This is a genomic window from Methanohalobium evestigatum Z-7303, assembly GCF_000196655.1.
GTDB lineage: Archaea > Halobacteriota > Methanosarcinia > Methanosarcinales > Methanosarcinaceae > Methanohalobium > Methanohalobium evestigatum.
The window spans coordinates 2,225,892-2,242,317 of record NC_014253.1 but is presented as its reverse complement, the minus strand read 5'-3'; the positions used below and the strand labels follow the sequence as shown (position 1 = coordinate 2,242,317).

At 37.4% G+C, this 16,426-nt stretch carries 15 protein-coding genes and 1 pseudogene; 8 read left to right on the top strand and 8 right to left on the bottom strand.

The annotated features are described in order from the left end of the window. The first annotated feature begins 202 nt into the window (after positions 1-202). Positions 203-1,336: a tyrosine decarboxylase MfnA gene (mfnA, locus tag METEV_RS11325; protein ID WP_013195645.1), complete on the top strand. Its 1,134-nt coding sequence runs from the start codon at positions 203-205 to the stop codon at positions 1,334-1,336. Here mfnA and METEV_RS11320 read toward each other — a convergent pair. Beyond that, positions 1,323-1,769, bottom strand: coding sequence for a hypothetical protein (locus METEV_RS11320; protein WP_013195644.1), 447 nt, complete (start codon positions 1,767-1,769; stop codon positions 1,323-1,325). The two genes, mfnA and METEV_RS11320, sit on opposite strands and share 14 nt — an antisense overlap. A gap of 270 nt (positions 1,770-2,039) precedes the next feature. On the opposite strand from METEV_RS11320, the gene METEV_RS11315 reads away from it, so the two are divergent. Next, the gene (locus METEV_RS11315; protein ID WP_013195643.1) at positions 2,040-2,993 is read left to right on the top strand and encodes a UbiA family prenyltransferase; all 954 of its coding nucleotides are present in this window, start codon (positions 2,040-2,042) and stop codon (positions 2,991-2,993) included. Here the strand turns inward: METEV_RS11315 and METEV_RS11310 are convergent. From METEV_RS11310 to METEV_RS11290, 5 genes are all read right to left on the bottom strand, one after another. Beyond that, complete coding sequence (locus METEV_RS11310) at positions 2,971-3,756, bottom strand: helix-turn-helix transcriptional regulator (RefSeq protein WP_013195642.1); 786 nt, start codon at positions 3,754-3,756, stop codon at positions 2,971-2,973. The two genes, METEV_RS11315 and METEV_RS11310, sit on opposite strands and share 23 nt — an antisense overlap. A gap of 93 nt (positions 3,757-3,849) precedes the next feature. Next, positions 3,850-5,466 (bottom strand): bifunctional phosphoribosylaminoimidazolecarboxamide formyltransferase/IMP cyclohydrolase, encoded by a 1,617-nt coding sequence (gene purH / locus METEV_RS11305; protein ID WP_049891220.1) that lies wholly within the window; start codon positions 5,464-5,466, stop codon positions 3,850-3,852. A 117-nt stretch (positions 5,467-5,583) separates the two neighbouring features. Further along, a complete protein-coding gene (locus METEV_RS11300; RefSeq protein ID WP_013195640.1) occupies positions 5,584-6,018 on the bottom strand; it encodes a tetratricopeptide repeat protein in 435 nt (144 codons plus the stop codon). A 60-nt stretch (positions 6,019-6,078) separates the two neighbouring features. Beyond that, positions 6,079-8,016, bottom strand: coding sequence for a phosphoadenosine phosphosulfate reductase domain-containing protein (locus METEV_RS11295; RefSeq protein WP_013195639.1), 1,938 nt, complete (start codon positions 8,014-8,016; stop codon positions 6,079-6,081). 117 nt (positions 8,017-8,133) lie between these two features. After that, positions 8,134-9,219 (bottom strand): RNA-guided endonuclease InsQ/TnpB family protein, encoded by a 1,086-nt coding sequence (locus tag METEV_RS11290; RefSeq protein WP_049891310.1) that lies wholly within the window; start codon positions 9,217-9,219, stop codon positions 8,134-8,136. A 186-nt stretch (positions 9,220-9,405) separates the two neighbouring features. Between METEV_RS11290 and METEV_RS11285 the strand changes: the two are divergent. Then, positions 9,406-9,667 (top strand): annotated as a pseudogene (locus METEV_RS11285) (zinc ribbon domain-containing protein); the annotation flags it as partial. An 83-nt stretch (positions 9,668-9,750) separates the two neighbouring features. Here the strand turns inward: METEV_RS11285 and METEV_RS11280 are convergent. Continuing rightward, a complete protein-coding gene (locus METEV_RS11280; RefSeq protein ID WP_013195637.1) occupies positions 9,751-10,176 on the bottom strand; it encodes a hypothetical protein in 426 nt (141 codons plus the stop codon). A gap of 125 nt (positions 10,177-10,301) precedes the next feature. Here METEV_RS11280 and METEV_RS11275 point away from each other — a divergent pair, with 125 nt between their 5' ends. Genes METEV_RS11275 through cyaB form a run of 5 tightly spaced genes read left to right on the top strand, consistent with a single transcriptional unit; the run spans position 10,302 to position 14,247 of the window. After that, positions 10,302-11,042, top strand: coding sequence for a helix-turn-helix domain-containing protein (locus METEV_RS11275; RefSeq protein ID WP_013195636.1), 741 nt, complete (start codon positions 10,302-10,304; stop codon positions 11,040-11,042). Between the two features lie 31 nt (positions 11,043-11,073). Continuing rightward, complete coding sequence (locus METEV_RS11270; protein WP_013195635.1) at positions 11,074-12,123, top strand: hydroxymethylglutaryl-CoA synthase; 1,050 nt, start codon at positions 11,074-11,076, stop codon at positions 12,121-12,123. A 21-nt stretch (positions 12,124-12,144) separates the two neighbouring features. Next, positions 12,145-13,317 (top strand): thiolase domain-containing protein, encoded by a 1,173-nt coding sequence (locus METEV_RS11265; protein WP_013195634.1) that lies wholly within the window; start codon positions 12,145-12,147, stop codon positions 13,315-13,317. Between the two features lie 5 nt (positions 13,318-13,322). Beyond that, positions 13,323-13,721, top strand: coding sequence for a Zn-ribbon domain-containing OB-fold protein (locus tag METEV_RS11260; RefSeq protein WP_013195633.1), 399 nt, complete (start codon positions 13,323-13,325; stop codon positions 13,719-13,721). Next, the gene (gene cyaB, locus METEV_RS11255; RefSeq protein ID WP_013195632.1) at positions 13,714-14,247 is read left to right on the top strand and encodes a class IV adenylate cyclase; all 534 of its coding nucleotides are present in this window, start codon (positions 13,714-13,716) and stop codon (positions 14,245-14,247) included. Before METEV_RS11260 ends, cyaB begins: the two co-directional genes overlap by 8 nt. A gap of 28 nt (positions 14,248-14,275) precedes the next feature. On the opposite strand, the gene metG is transcribed toward cyaB, so the two are convergent. After that, complete coding sequence (gene metG / locus METEV_RS11250; RefSeq protein WP_013195631.1) at positions 14,276-16,315, bottom strand: methionine--tRNA ligase; 2,040 nt, start codon at positions 16,313-16,315, stop codon at positions 14,276-14,278. Positions 16,316-16,426: the final 111 nt, after the last annotated feature.

The window sequence follows — 16,426 nt, the reverse complement described above, 5'->3', positions numbered from 1 at the left end:
TAATTAATTCCTAACTTAAAATATAATTTAAACATTAAAACAAATTAATTTAATAAGCAATCAAATTGGTAATAATATAACAAATAAAACCTCCAATTGAAATAATGGGGTCAGGGTCAAATCACCTGTAATTATTAAAAGTAAAAATCGATTATAATTTAAACACAATATTAATAACTGGTATCCTACATTCTGGTTTAATATGAATGAAAAAGGAATATCCAATCAAAAGTTAACTGATTTATTAGATACAGCAAAATCCAATGATGTGGGTTATGAACGTGTTTTAAGTGCGATGTGCACCTATCCTCATGATGTAGCAGTACAAGCTCATACAAAGTTCATAGAAGCTAATATGGGAGACCCTGGATTGTTTCCAGGAACATATTCTCTTGAAAAAGAAGTTATCAATATGATGGGACAGCTTCTGCATTGTTCTTCAGTACATGGTTACATAACTACAGGCGGAACAGAGTCCAATATACAGGCACTTAGAACAATGGTTAATTCAAGTAATGTAGCAAATCCTAATGTAATTGTTCCTGAATCAGCTCATTTTTCATTTGACAAAATAGCAAATATACTGGGGATTGAGGTCAAAAAAGCAGAATTGGATTCCAAATTCAAAGTGGATATAGGTTCTGTTAAGTCTCTTATAGATTCCAATACGATTGGGCTTGTAGGAATTGCAGGATCGACTGAATTCGGTCAGATAGACCCGATAAATTCTCTTTCTGATATAGCTCTGGAAAATAATCTTTATCTTCATGTTGATGCTGCTTTTGGAGGTTTTGTAATTCCATTCCTTGAAACATCATATCATTTTGATTTTGTACTGGATGGGGTTACATCCATAGCACTTGACCCTCATAAGATGGGTTTTAGCACTATTCCCTCTGGTGGTATACTGTTCAGGAACAGGGAAGATTTGAATCACCTACAGACACATACTCCTTATTTAACTATCAGTACTCAATCGTCACTTACAGGGACAAGAAGTGGAGCCTCAGTAGCTGCTACATATGCTGTAATGTCTTATCTGGGAAAAGAAGGTTACCGTCAAATTGTAAAACAATGTATGGACCTTACTAATGATTTGGTTGAGGGTGCAAAGAAAATTGGAATCAATCCTTTAATTGAACCTGTAATGAATGTAGTAACACTTGATGTACAGGATCCGGATACGCTTAGAGCAAGGTTAAGAGATGAATTCGGTTGGTATGTATCAATTACACGAAATCCCAGAGCTTTAAGGCTTGTTCTGATGCCTCATTTAACTCACAAAAATCTGGATTTGTTTTTGCAGGACTTGGAAAAACTGGTTAAAATTGGTTAATCTTAATTAATCTATTTTGCATTGTAATATTATAACAGTATCCGTTTATATGTACTGTTATATTATCCAGTTCTGGTATGTGTCTGTGTTCGGTTATCATCGCCAGAGATTTCCAACTAATGAATATGTTGATGCTATCATCTTCATTTGAATAGGGAATATTTTCAGTTTTTATAGTTTGTATTAATTTATCAGCAAAAGTTGAAGATTGTTTTGTAGCAAGTGGACATGTAAAATCGATAACGTTTGCTATAAACCAGATGGTAGCATCTACAGTTTCATCTGTTAAAATTTCATTTAACGACCCAAAATGAAAATGTAGACCTGTATGATCTATCCAGTAATAGGAATTGTTACCAAATGTAATGTCTTTTTCAACACCACCCTTAGCATTGGTTCTTAAAACGTTAAATTTCCATACCATTTTACCCATAGTGGTTTCTTCCCACTTTTTGATAAAATAGTATTCTTCGTCATTTTTATTATTAAGGATGGTTTGGCCTCCAGGATTTTTATTATTTTAGCTTTAGTTTATTCAACTAAATACTGTTACCTTATATATGGTAGATTATATAAGTTAATATAGAATTTTAATTATATATTAGTAATTTACAATAAAATTATATTAATGATATAATTATATCATTAAACTAATATTATATCAGGTTACTAAAATTAGTTGCTTGTTCAATATTAGTAGGGTATGAATGGCTTTAAAAAAATATACTGGGGTAGTTTTGAAAGAAATATAAAACGAAAATTTATATCATCTAACTGGTTTGAAAAAAATTATTTATTCGATAACAAAAGGTTATTAGCAACTTTACATCTGTTAAACAGTTCTACACTTGTTTCTTTTTCAGGAGCTTTGAGAATATATCTGGCTCTTCTTCTGTTAAATGCACATATAAGCCTTTTAACTTGTTTTGCGGGTGGTTTAATTATATATACAGTTTACACTCTTGATCGAACACTGGATTCTGATGAGGATGCAGTAAACAGGTCTGAACTTGGTGGATCGTACAAAAAAGTAGCTTTTCTTGTATCTCTGGCGGCTTTTATTGTGGGAACAAGTATACTTATTATGAAAGGTTTGTATTTGATACCCTTCTTGCCGTTTATAACAGGTTATCTTTACAGCAAGGGTCTAAAAGTTGGGGGATACAGTTTAAAATTAAAAGGAGGTCTTGGTGTTAAAAATTTGGTAGTAGGATTAACATGGGGCGTTTTTATAACGGGTATAGCTGGAATATCTATTAACAGTTTAATACCGCTTTTTTTCATATTTATTTACTTTAGCAGTAAATTGTTTATAAATTCAACCATGTTTGATTTCAAAGATGCAAAAGGAGATGCAATGGCTGGAATCAAGACTCTTCCTTTAGCACTCGGGGAGAAAAAAGCCAAAAATCTTTTGTTGGTTCTACAACTTATGTCTCATATGGGTCTTTTTGTTGCTGTGATGTTTGGTTATATAGCTTTTGAACCGGTGATTTTGATTTACAGTTTCATAATAGGTATTTTATACATCAGGGAATTTTCAACTCCAGCAGAAAATGAGCCAAAACGGAAGCGGTTCAAACGGTTATTCATGATAGATGGTGAATCTACAACTATAGTTAGCCTTCAAGCTTTCATAGGGATTTTATTTCCCTAGATTTATTTTTATAGTAATTGAAAAGGTCATCTCCCCAATTCAGAGCGGAATCATCAAAACCGAGTAAATCTTTATGAGGGTCAAATCTACCATTTTCAAAGTACAGGGAAAGGGAAAAGAAATAATCGGTGACTACAAAAGCAAGTTTGGCATCATCCAGTACATATAAACTGGTGCTTTCTGCATCCAAGTATGTCTGTATCTGCTCTGTATGTTCATTTTTAACTTTTTCAAATACCGGTTCAGTCAGTATAAGTGAGGTGGGAACATTGTTTATTGCAAGTTTTTCAAAAAAAGGCGGATATGTAGGAATAAATATGGATGAAAGTCCTTTTACAACAGTGGATTTAGAGATGTTATCTGTGAATTCTTTGTGTGATTCATAGATATGTTCAGTACTGTCTTCAAGAAGTTCACAATTATTCAAGTCGCTTAACCTTTCCAAGAGTTCTTCAGGAATATCCTGTAATGTGTGTTCCTTCCAGAAATCTTCATGTTTTTCTATAACATTTAGGTAATCCAGCAATGGTTGCAGGTATTTTGCTGCAATTTTCCCTATAGATGTAATATGATACCTCTTATCGCTTTTACATATTAAATTTGCTTCTTCCATTTCTTTAATTCGTGGAGATATTTCTGGAGAGGAGACACCAAAATAGTTTTTAATTTCTGACAAGGATTTGGGTTCCTCTAATAATAAAAATAGTAGTTCTTTTCGTTTTTCTGAAAAGGTTAATATGCTTAGTAATCCGCTTGATTTCAAGTTACCAACCTGATGGTTTTGTTTTTGTAATCTTATTTGAAATATTTTATATATAAGGTTATATATAAAGATTAAACATCTAAAATATAAAATTTAATGTAAAAAGTGTCTCATTTCGGTAAACACCAGTGAAATACCAAGTCTATTTGCTGTATCAATAACTTCATTATCCCTTATGGAACCACCAGGTGACAGTATATATTTTATATTGTATTCATTAGCATGGATGACACTATCATCAAACGGGAAAAACGCATCTGATGCCATGACACAATTAGACATAACTTGTTCACAATATTTTTCAAAATCCATATCTGGATTTTCACGTTCATATATTACCTGTAAATTTTCACGTGCTTTTGTGGCGGCAAGTTTGCGGATGGAATCAACACGGTTTGGCTGTCCAGCTCCCATTGCAAGCATCATATAACAGCCCTCTTTGTATTCATAGGCAAGAGTTACAGCATTGGATTTTGTGCTTTTACAGGCGTTTATACAGAATTCACCGAGAGGTTTTTTGTTTTCAGGGAACGGCGTTTCAGTAACACATTCCCACTTTTTGTGAGTACCGACATCCTTTGATTGTTTCAGTAGGCCGCCAGTGATATATTTGTAGGTGTAGTCTATATTGGATTTATCATTTAATTCTGGAAGTTCAAGGATTCGTATATTATCACTTTTGTTTTTCAGGAATTCGAGAGCTTCTGGTTCATAATCTGGTGCCAATACAAGTTCAACGAATTTGCCTTTAAGGAATTGAGCGGTTTCAAGATCAAATGTCGTGTTTGTACAGATAATACTTCCGAATGCTGATATGGGGTCTCCGTCCCAAGCGGCTCTAAGAGCATCATTGAGTGAATCACCTGTAGCCAGTCCACAAGGGTTGTTATGTTTAACAATAGCCACACTTGGTTTTTCATTTCCAAGTTGTTTAACAGTCTGTAATGCGTTATCTGCATCTACATAATTGTTATATGAAAGAGCTTTACCGTGCAGTTGTTTGGTGTTTGCAAGTGATGGACCTGTTACATCTGGTTCTTTATAAAATGTAGCATTTTGATGCCAGTTTTCTCCATATCGGAGTTGTCGTCCCTGTGTAAAGTTTAATCTGATAACCTCTTCGTCAAGTAGTTCTTTGCTGAGGTATGTGTCAATTGCACTGTCATAATTTGCTGTGTGTCTGAATGCTTTGACTGCAAGATGTTTTTTAGTTTTATCTGATACAATACCGCTTGAACGCATTTCTTTTAGTACAGTGCCGTAATCATTTGGGTCACTGATAACTGCAACTGACTGGTAGTTTTTTGCAGCTGAACGCAATAGAGTAGGTCCACCGATATCGATGTACTCGATAGCTTCATCAAGGTTTACTCCATCTTTTGAAACCGTTACTTCAAATGGATAGAGGTTGACAACTACCATGTCAATAAGTTTGATATTTGCCATTTTGGCTTCTTCTATATGATTGGAGTTTTCACGAAGACATAACACTCCACCATGAATCATGGGATGCAGTGTTTTTATTCTCCCTTCCATCATTTCAGGGAAATTGGTAATCTCTGAAACGTCAGTAACCTCTATTCCGTTTTCCTGAAGTATTCTTCCTGTTCCGCCAGTGGAAATTATTTCTACACCAAATTTTGAAAGCTCATGCGCAAATTCAACAATACCTTCCTTATCTGAAACGCTGAGCAGTGCTCTCTTTACCAAAAAATCACCGTAATACAAAAGTAGGTATATGGTATAAAGTTTCTGGTTAAAAATTTAATTAGACCGTTTTAAATAGACCGTTTTAAAATAATAATTGATTAAAATCAGCAGATAACCTTATATGTTTGCTTCCAATGATTTTGCTTTTTTATAATGTTTTTCAGCTTCATCGGTTCTACCCAGTTTGTCCAGTAAACCTGCATAATTATAATGGGCTCTTATATATTCGGGGCTCAATTCAAGAGCTATCCTGTAATGGTCTTCAGCTTTATTTTCATCCCCTGTAGAAGTTTCTATAAGAGCCGCGTTGTGGTATGCTTGTGCTTTTTCACCGTTATCCAGAAACTGGACTGATGCGAGAGTGTACACATAGGCAATATCATAATTATTATTCACCCTTTCCTGTATGGATAATTCCAGTAAATCTATACCATCTATATCATTTTCATTTGCAAATCGTATAGTTTGGTTTATACAGGTCACAGGTTCTTTTGACTGGATACAGGATTTAACCTTTTTTTGAAGCTCATCAAGGTTTTTATTTTCTGACATTTAATCAATATAAATTTATAATTATAATCATAAATATATTTTTGGGTAAAATAGTTTGATTTATACAGTTAGATCTTTGTATTTTACCACAGGACAGACCCTTATGCACTCACTGCAATGTGTACAGTCATCTCCAACAACAGCAGTACCACTTTTAATTTGTATCGCATTATTTGGACAGTGTGCTACACATACACCACAACCACTACATTTTAAAGCTCTCCTGACTGAAAATTCGGCTTTTTTCATCAGTTTCTTGGTTTTTTTCTGTGTACCACCTCTTGATGTTATATTTCCAGATGCAAAAACATGGACACTGTCCTTATTGCTGAAAATTGAAGCCGCACCATCTATATAAGAAACACTACCAACTGGAAGTAGTAATCCTGTATCCTTAATAAGTTCCATATCTATGGTAGTTTCAAAACTCCCTTCTGCAACTATCCCGCCTGATTTACAGGGACTATAACCTGATGTCATGGAAAAAGTCAGTTTGTTCTGATTTTCCATATTGGATTTTGGAACTGTATCTATGCTTTTCCTTTCCGCCATTTTTGCAATATTTGGTGGTAGTTTCTTCCATCTCCACAGACCGTATTTCACCCAATCTTTGGATAATCCCATACGATTTGCATAATCAAGAAGATAATCTTTTAGCTGTTTTTCCATTTCAGGATGTGTATTTTTCAGACGTTTAAAATCTGCAAGTGAAGCAGACGGGCATAGCCAGCATCCTATTCTGTCAAATCCTTTTTCATACAATGGGTTATAAGGGGCATTGGTTTTAAAAAGATACAGCCATACATGCAAAGCTGTCCAGTTCTGTATAGGAGATGCGGCAATTTGGTTATTAACCCACGGGTTTTTCCAGACGTTTTTACTTCTTGCGCGACTACTGGATTCGTATTTACGCTGTCCTATAAATGTCAGGCATCCATTTTCAAAATTGTTCTCTATCAATCTTGTAATAGGACCCAGTTTACAGACTTTACAGCACCATCGAACTTCAATACTTGGAGGTCCAAAATTATCAACCGATTCCCAGAAAGCGTTTCCAGCACTTTCTGTTTTCAAATCCTGATTGTATTTATCAGCGGCCATATACGTATTTTCTACAGTTTCCGGGAACTCAAGTCCTGTATCAGCAAATATTATAGTAAAATCGTTCAGACATTCACTTACAAGCTGAAGAACGGCGAGGCTATCCTTACCTCCTGAATATGAGACACTTACAGGCAGGTTATATGATGCTGAAACGTTTTTGATAAAACTGTGAGCGCGTTCTATATAATCATCCATGATGTGCTTGTTTACATCCTGTACATCGCTCCATGTCTGCATAGTTCTATCAGATAACGTTGATGAATTATCAGAAATAGGTAAATCTCTCCACCGTGTTTTTACGGCTTCTCCTCTGGAGGATTCAACCATTTTATTACCAGTCATTTTTGCCCGACCAGTAGCAACAACTTTATTTTCAGGAGTCAATACAACAACTTCATCTTCTTTAACAATACCATAATCAGCATCTATAATCCCGGGTGAGAGTGCATTAGCACCATTGGCGATTGGTTTTACCGCGCTGTCATCGATAATAACCCAACTTTTTATATCGGATTTATCCTGTTTGTTGTACTGAAAAAGTTTTCTGGCTCCGCTGAGTCTTAAAAGCAATTTCCATTTCAAATCTTCTATCTCATACCGTATACTACCGATTATCTCTCCATCAACAATGATTTCTTCCATGCGGTCTTCAGATGGTATTTTGTTTAGTAAAACAATTTTTCCAGTAGAAATAAGGGGGGTATTGAACTGTTTTATTGAAATTGAATTGATAAAGTCAATATCGTACTTAAAAGCAGGTCTGACATCTCCTGGAGGTGTTACTTCCAGATTATCGGTATCTGAACCACAGTTACAATTTTCACCGAGAACAGGTAGATTACATGACCTGCACCAGTAAAGCTGTAATTTGCCAAGATATAGCGGTTTGGACATATAAGAAGCAGTATAATATAATACTTAAATAAATTGTGGGTAGCTATATTAAATCAAAATAGCTTTGATGCAAGTCAGCTACTAACCGCTAAAGCGGTTAGTTTGTCCTTCCATCTCTTAACTAATAGAAGCTAAGCGGAGGACATTAGGAAGGCTGACAGCTCCCCTGTGCGCAATATTCTTCGAAGCATTGTAATCAGCGTTCTCTTTATGACCGCATCTCTTACACTTGAGGTTAGCCTGTTTCTGGCGGTTATTTTTATCGATGTACCCGCATTCAGAACATTGCTGCGAAGTATACATCGGATTGATAACCACAACAGGTACTCCTTCCAGTTTTGCTTTGTATAATATGAAATCGGTCAATTCAGAGAACGCCCATTTACCTAACCTATCTTTCTGCGCTTTAGTAACCGTAGCCTCCGGACGAAAACCGTTGAGGTTTTCCAGTACAATAGCTAGGGAAGTGTCTTTAGCGCTTCTGACCAGCTGTTTGGCAACCCGGTGGTTCAGATCGCGTTTGAACCGGCGTTCCTTTTTGGATAATTTCTTGAGATGTTTCTTGGCGGACCATGTCCCAGCTGACTGCAACCTTGATTTCAGACTGGTGTATCGCTTTCGTATCTCATCAGCTTTTGTGCCTTTGTAAATTTCGTTATCATAAGTGGTTGCTATATTGACTACACCAAGGTCTACTCCCATGACATCATCGTTATATTCAACCTCGTTTTCACCCACTTCCATCACAAGCATCAGGTAAAAATTATTATCTTCGTAAATCAGGTCTGTTTGACCTCGGATTCTGTTTTTATCCAGAGGTCGAAAATCACTGTAAGAAATACTGATCTTCTCACGACCATCCAGTGTAAGTATAGAAACCATATCGTTTCCCTTGAACGACAGTACCCTCTGGTCGTAGACCACTGCTCCTCTTCTATCGAATTTGTGCATGGTTTTTCTGTCGTTGCTGTAGCTTTCAGCTACTTTACCGATTGCTCTAACAGTCAATTGAGCAGACAGAGTGAATTTTTGCCTGATGTCATAATAAGTCAGTTTCTGAATCCCGGTTTTACCAAACTTCTTGTTGTGCCATGCAGCCTCAGAAGCATAGTTGCAGGCCTCATTGAAAGTTTGCATGGTTGTCAATAGTTTATTGCGTTGTTTTCTATCGGGATTCAGTTTTACTTTCAACGTCAGGTACATGCTATCTACAAATATGTCATGCATATATAAACTAATTCTGAATCAGAGATGATGTTGTTGATTCATTAATGGTTTATTTAATAATTAGACGCATTCCTCACTCTTTAAACGAAGTTTAAAGATATCTTTAAATCATTGATTTAAAGAGAACAGTTTAAACTGTTGGCTTCCTGCTCCATTTCTCGTGAATATCATGGTATTAAGTATCATGAAGTAGATGAGGCTTATACCAGTAAAGTTGATGCACTGGCATTAGAACCAATCAGAAAACATAAGAAGTATCTTGGTAAGAGACCTAAACGGGGTATCTTCCAGTCGTCAACAGGTAGACTAATCAATGCCGATATCAATGGAGCATTGAACATTCTGAGAAAGGTAATCGGTGATTCCCTTACAGGGATAATCAGTCGATAGTGGGGATGTGAACTCTCCTGGAAGAACTTTGTAAATTGAAAATTTACAAATATCTTTAAATCTTTGATTTAAAGAGTAAGACTTTCAAGGTAACCTTCTCTCGAAGCCGCTGAGTCTTTAGCTCAGCGGTAGTTCACAGGGTGTAATCTGTTCAAGCAAAAGATTTTTTCCGTGATAGGATATTGTAGAGTTTAAATTGGTAGCGATAGTTTCAAGATGTTTGTAAACGTTATTTTTGGCGGTTTCTACTAATTCAGATGATACATTAATAATAAGTTCATCAGGATAAATGTCTTCAAGATTTTCAGCAGTGTTATAAAATTCAGTTTCCAGTATTTTATCGATGTCATCGTCTTTTGACGTATGTTTTATGCTTTCTGGATATTTAAACCCCAGTTCTTTAATTAACAGGTTTTCAATATATGAACAGGTGATATCAGGGAGTAATTCATATCCGTGATTTACAAAATATACCTGTCTGGGACAGCGAAGGTACAATTTAAGTTCTGAAACGTTTTCTTTTGTTCTGTTTTGTGGGGACATATAACAATAATTTGCGTTCGACGTATAAATAATTAAAACCTGCTAATAAAGTTATTTTAATCGGCAATAAACGAATTCAACTTCGTTAAATATATATACCTGCAAATGTTTCTTTGGAGTAAATAATGGCTAAAAACGAAACCCATGAAAATGTTCGCCAGAGATTGTCTGAAAAGATGGCTGGTGAAATTACATTGTCCGAAAAGCCGGGAGAAGCGCTTAAAAAATGGCGATTGAATTTTGAAGTCGCACAAACAGATCTTTCCAACTATCTTGGTGTTTCACCTTCTGTAATCAGTGATTATGAAAGTGGTCGAAGAAAATCACCAGGAATCCTTATTGTAAGCAAAATTGTTGAAGCGCTTTTAAATATAGATGCTGAACGGGGCGGACAAAAAATTCATGCTTATGAAGGTATGCTATACACCGAAACATCCTCAAGAGCTGTTTATGCAACGTATGAATATACCTACCCGATGCAACTTGCAAAGCTGAGTAAATCTATAGATGCGGATGTTATTAATAAAGGAGTGGAAAAACCACTCTATGGTTTTACGGTGATTGACAGTAAAAAAGCCATTCTTGAGCTTTCATCCCATGAATTCCAGAAACTTTACGGCTGGAGCACAGAACGTGCGATGGTTTTTACCAAAGTATCCACTGGAAAATCTCCGATGGTAGCCATCAGGGTGACAAATCTAAAACCAGGAGCAGTTGTAATTCATGGGTTGCGGAAAAATGAAGTTGATCCGCTTGCAAGAAAAATGGCTGAAATTGACAGAATTCCGCTTCTTGCAACTACAATGGATATAGATGGGTTGGTAGATTCATTAAAAAAGTACAGCCAGTATCACATAATCGAATAAAATTTATTAACATAATCAAACAGGTGAAAAAATGAGTGTAGGGATTGTTTCATATGGTTCCTATATACCAAGATATAGGATAAAAGTTGAAGATATAGCTCGTGTCTGGGGTGAAGATGCAGAGACCTTAAAAGCTGGATTGATGGTATCTGAAAAATCTGTACCAGACCTTGATGAAGATACGGCGACCATTGCAGTAGAGTCTGCAAGGGCTGCGATTAAAAACGGAAACATTGACCCGGTTCGTATCGGTGCGGTTTATACTGGTTCTGAAAGTCATCCATATGCTGTAAAACCAACAAGTACTATAGTTGCTGAAGCAATAAGTGCAACACCGGTAATGACAGCGGCTGATTTTGAATTTGCCTGTAAAGCAGGGTCTGCAACTGTCCAGAGCTGTATGGGTCTAACATCATCTGGAATGATAGACCTGGGAATGGGAATCGGTGCAGATGTATCCCAAGGTGCACCAGGAGATGCTCTGGAATACACTGCAGCAGCCGGTGGTGTCGCCTTTATAATGGGTAATAAAGAATCAGAATCCATAGCATTGATAGAGGATACATATTCTTTTACAACCGACACTCCTGATTTTTGGAGACGTGAAGGTAGTGAATTTCCACAGCATGGAGGTCGTTTTACAGGAGAACCCGGATATTTTAAACATGTAATAGGTGCATCCAAAGGTCTTATGGAAAAAATGGGCACAGGTCCTGAAGATTATGATTATGCAGTATTTCATCAGCCAAATGGTAAATTCCCTACAAGAGTTTCAAAGGATCTGGGCTTTAGCAGGGATAAAATAGAACCTGGAATGGTAATAACCAAACTCGGTAATATCTATTCAGGTTCATGTATGATGGGTATTGCTGCTACCCTTGACCAGGCAAAACCCGGTGACAGAATATTTGCTACAGCATTCGGTTCAGGTGCGGGAGCAGACGCTTTCAGTATAAAGGTTACAGATAAAATGGAACAATTCCAGAAATATTCACCAAAAGTCTGGGACCAGTTGAAAGACCCGGTGTATGTAGATTATGCAAAGTATGCAAAGCACAAAGGCAAGTTAAAACGTTCGTGATTACAAAAAGAGGGGTTAGTTATGAGAGATGTTGCGATTATCGGTATAAAAAGTACAAAATTTGGAGAATTGTGGGATTATTCATTTAGAGATATCTTTGTTGAAGCTGGAGTAGGAGCTATAAAAGACGCAGGAATTAGTGGAGATGAAATAGACGGGCTTTATGTAGGGAATATGAGTGGAGGACAATTTGTTGACCAGGAGCACATCGGAGCGTTGATAGCCGATTATTCCGGTCTTGCAAGAAACCTTCATATCCCCTCTACCCGGGTAGAGGCGGCATGTGCTTCAGGTGGACTTGCTCTTCGTCAGGGAGTAATGGCTGTTGCATCAGGATACCAGGACTTTGTAGTAGCTGCTGGTGTTGAAAAAATGACTGATGTCAACTCTGCAGCAGCTTCATCTGCACTTGCTGCGGCGTCAGATAGAGAATGGGAAGGTATTATGGGAGCAACATTCCCGGGTTTATATGCGATGATTGCCAGAAAGCATATCCATAAATACGGAACGACCAGTGAACAGCTGGCAGATGTTGCTGTTAAAAACCATCTAAACGGTTCTATGAATCCGATATCCCAGTATAAGAAAAAAATTACCAGGGAATCGGTGTTGAATTCTATCATGGTGGCAGACCCTCTGCATATCTTTGATTGTTCACCGATTACAGACGGAGCAGCTGCACTTGTCCTTGCTCCTGCAGAAGTAGCACATGAATATACTGATAATCCGATTTACATAAAGGCAAGTGCGCAGGCAAGTGATACAATCGCACTTCATGATAGAAGAGATATTACTACACTGGATGCAACTGTTGCTGCAGGTAAAAGAGCCTATGATATGGCAAACCTGAGACCTGAGGATATAGATGTTGCAGAAGTCCATGATTGTTTCACCATAGCAGAAATATGTGCCATCGAAGACCTTGGGTTTGTTAAGAAAGGAGAAGGTGGTAAATACACTGAAGATGGATATACCGCAGTCAACGGACAAATACCAGTAAACACTTCTGGTGGGTTGAAGTCATGCGGTCATCCGGTAGGAGCTACAGGTGTAAAACAGGCGGTTGAAATAGTCCACCAGCTTAGAGGCGAAGCAGGTAAACGTCAGGTAGAAAATGCTGAAATCGGAATGACTCATAATGTTGGAGGATCAGGTGCTACTGCTGTTGTGCATATTCTGTCAAATAAAAGGTGATATCAATGTCAGTTGTAAGATTCTGGAGAAATCAGGTTAACAGGTACAATCTGGAAGGTACCCATTGTAACAGTTGTGATGAATATTTCTATCCGCCAAGGTCTATGTGCCCCACCTGTAGACGTGAGGGTAAGCTTGAGTCACATAGGTTTGAAGGTAAAGGTGAAGTTGTGACTTATACAATTATTCATAGTGCTGCAGAAGGATTTGAAAATCAGTCTCCCTATCCACTTGCTATAGTTAAACTGGATGAAGGAGCAAGCCTTACAAGTCCTATAGTAGCAGACCCTGAAGAGATGTATATTGGTATGCGAGTGAAACCTGTTTTCAGAAAACTTGGTGAAAGCGGAGACAAAGGAATGATATACTACGGAACCAAATTTGCACCTGATAAAAATGATTGAAGTAGAAGTAAAAGCCCGCACAGACCTTGAAACCGCAAGGAAAATGCTTGAAGATGAGGGTGCTCGTTTTATTGAAACCGAGCACCATTTTGACAGTTACTACAACGCACCGCATCGGGATTTTGCCAGCACTGATGAGGCTCTCAGGATACGTTCAAGGGACAATAAGACATTCCTTACCTATAAAGGAAAAAAGATGGACAGTGTATCCAAAACCCGTGAGGAATTTGAAACTCCTGTAGATTCTGAAAACATGCGTAATATTCTCCTGTCTCTCGGTTTCAGGGAATATGGTATTGTCGAAAAGGAAAGAGAAGTTTATAAACTGGATGATTTTGTAATTGCTCTTGATTCCGTTGAACAGCTCGGTGAGTTTATTGAAGTTGAATTGGAATCAGAACCAGGTTCGGATATTGAACACAACAGCAGCAAAATTTTTGAATTTCTGAATAAACTGGGTATTGAAGAAAAGGATTCCATACGAAAATCCTATCTGGAACTGGTGATGGAAGAAAAAGTTAAATGAAAAAGGGAAGGGAAAATAAATCCCTACCTTAGCCTATTTTTGTTCCGAGAGTTACCTCTCTTTCCGGTTTTAGTAATACAGCACCGTTGTCTTCTCCTGCAAGAACCATACCTTTGGAATCCACACCGCATAGTTTTGCTGGTTCCATATTTGCAAGAACAACGACCTGATGTCCAATAATTTCCTCTGGATTGTGAGTTTTTGCAATTCCTGCAACTACCTGTCTTGGGGAATTTTCACCAATATCAACTTCCAGGCGGAGTAATTTATTGGATTTTTCAACTTTTTCTGCATTGACAATTTTTCCAACCCTTATGTCCATCTTTGAGAAATCATCAAAGTTTATATTTTCCTCGGATTCCATTTTATCTTCTCTCATACCCTTTTCATGTTCTTTTTCCTGTGCCTTTTTAACCCTGTCAGATGATATCTTTTCCATTTCTTCTATCTTTTCATCTTCGATTTTCTTGAACAAAATCCTGGGTTTTGGTATTGGTGTATTGCTTTCAACCAGTTCTGTGGCATCACTGTATCTGGATGCGTGGACATCACTTGACATGCCAATCTGTTTCCATGCATCTTCCATCTTTTCGGGAACTACTGGTTCAAACAGGACGACAAGAGCTTTGGCTATCTGTATACAGTTTGCAATCACTCTGCCACATTCAGTTTTATCTTCCTTGATTAACCTCCATGGTTCATTGGACTGGAAATAGGTGTTTCCATAGGATGCAAGTGACAGTGCGGTATCAATGGCTTTTTTGAATTCGTAATTCTCCATTGCTTCTGTGTATCCATCTATTGTGGACTGGATATTATCCAGGACATCGGACTCAATTTCACCTTCTGGGATGTATCCAAAATTTTTGTAGGCGAATAATAATGACCTGTAAAAGAAATTACCAAAAACACCGACAAGTTCAGAATTGATTTTTTCCTGGAAGAACGGCCAGGAGAAATTCAGTTCTTTGGTATGTGATGTATAGGTAGCAAGGTAATATCTCAGCAAGTCAGGATGGAATCCATGATTGAGATAATCTTCTTCAACCCATACTACATATCCTCTGCTCTTTGAAAAAGTCTTGTTTTCAATCTTGAGCATTCCAGAGGCTACAACCGACCAGGGCTGGGTATATTCTGCACCTTTTAACATGGCAGGCCAGAAAATACAGTGATGGTAAATAATATCCCCTCCAATAAAATGAACAATGCGGGAGTCATCTTTCCAGATTTTTTCCCAGCTTTCGTTGTTAGCGTTTGCCCATTCCTCGGTAAAGGATATGTATCCAATAGGTGCATCCACCCAGACATAAACGACCAGATCATCACGCCCTGGGAATTTCACGCCCCATTCAAGGTTTCTTGTAATACACCAGTCATCAAGGCCTTTTTTTACCCATCCCATGGCATAATTTCTTGCATTTGATGTACCTTCAAGATTTTCCAGATAGTTCTGGAGGAAATCCTGGAATTGAGAAAGTTTGAAAAAGTAGTGTTCCTGTTCTTTATATTCAGCAGCATCTCCGCAAAGGGTGCAGACTGGACTTTCCAGTTCTCCCGGTTCAAGGTGTTTACCACAACCCTGATCACATTCATCACCTCTTGCTGCTTCAGCACAGTGGGGGCATTTACCTTTGACGTATCTGTCAGGAAGGTATCTGTCACATACTGGACAGTAGGCAATTTCGATTGTTTTTGAGTAGACGTAACCATTATCAATAAGCTTGTTTACAATTGCATGGGTTCGATTGTGGTTGGTGGCATCCTCAGTTGTGCCAAAAGCGTCAAAATAGACATTCATTGATTTGAATATATCATCAAAATGTTTGTGGTATGTTTTTATAAGTTCTTCAGGTGTGGTATTGTATTCCTCGGCATTGAAAACAATGGGTGTACCATGAGTGTCTGAACCACAGACAAAGGTAACATCCTGCCCATGTTTTTTCAGAGCCCTTACGTATATATCGGCAGGTATGTAGGTACGCAGATGTCCTATGTGTGCTTTACCGTTGGCGTAAGGCAGTCCACAGGTTACAAGTACAGGTTTATCGGTTGGAAATTTTGTCATATTTACTCCCATGAATTACTAATTTATCGATTTATATCGAATGATATACAACTATAAAATATATTTCGCTTGCAACAGGTGATAGAAGGTTTTTGAAGGCAAGACTTTTAA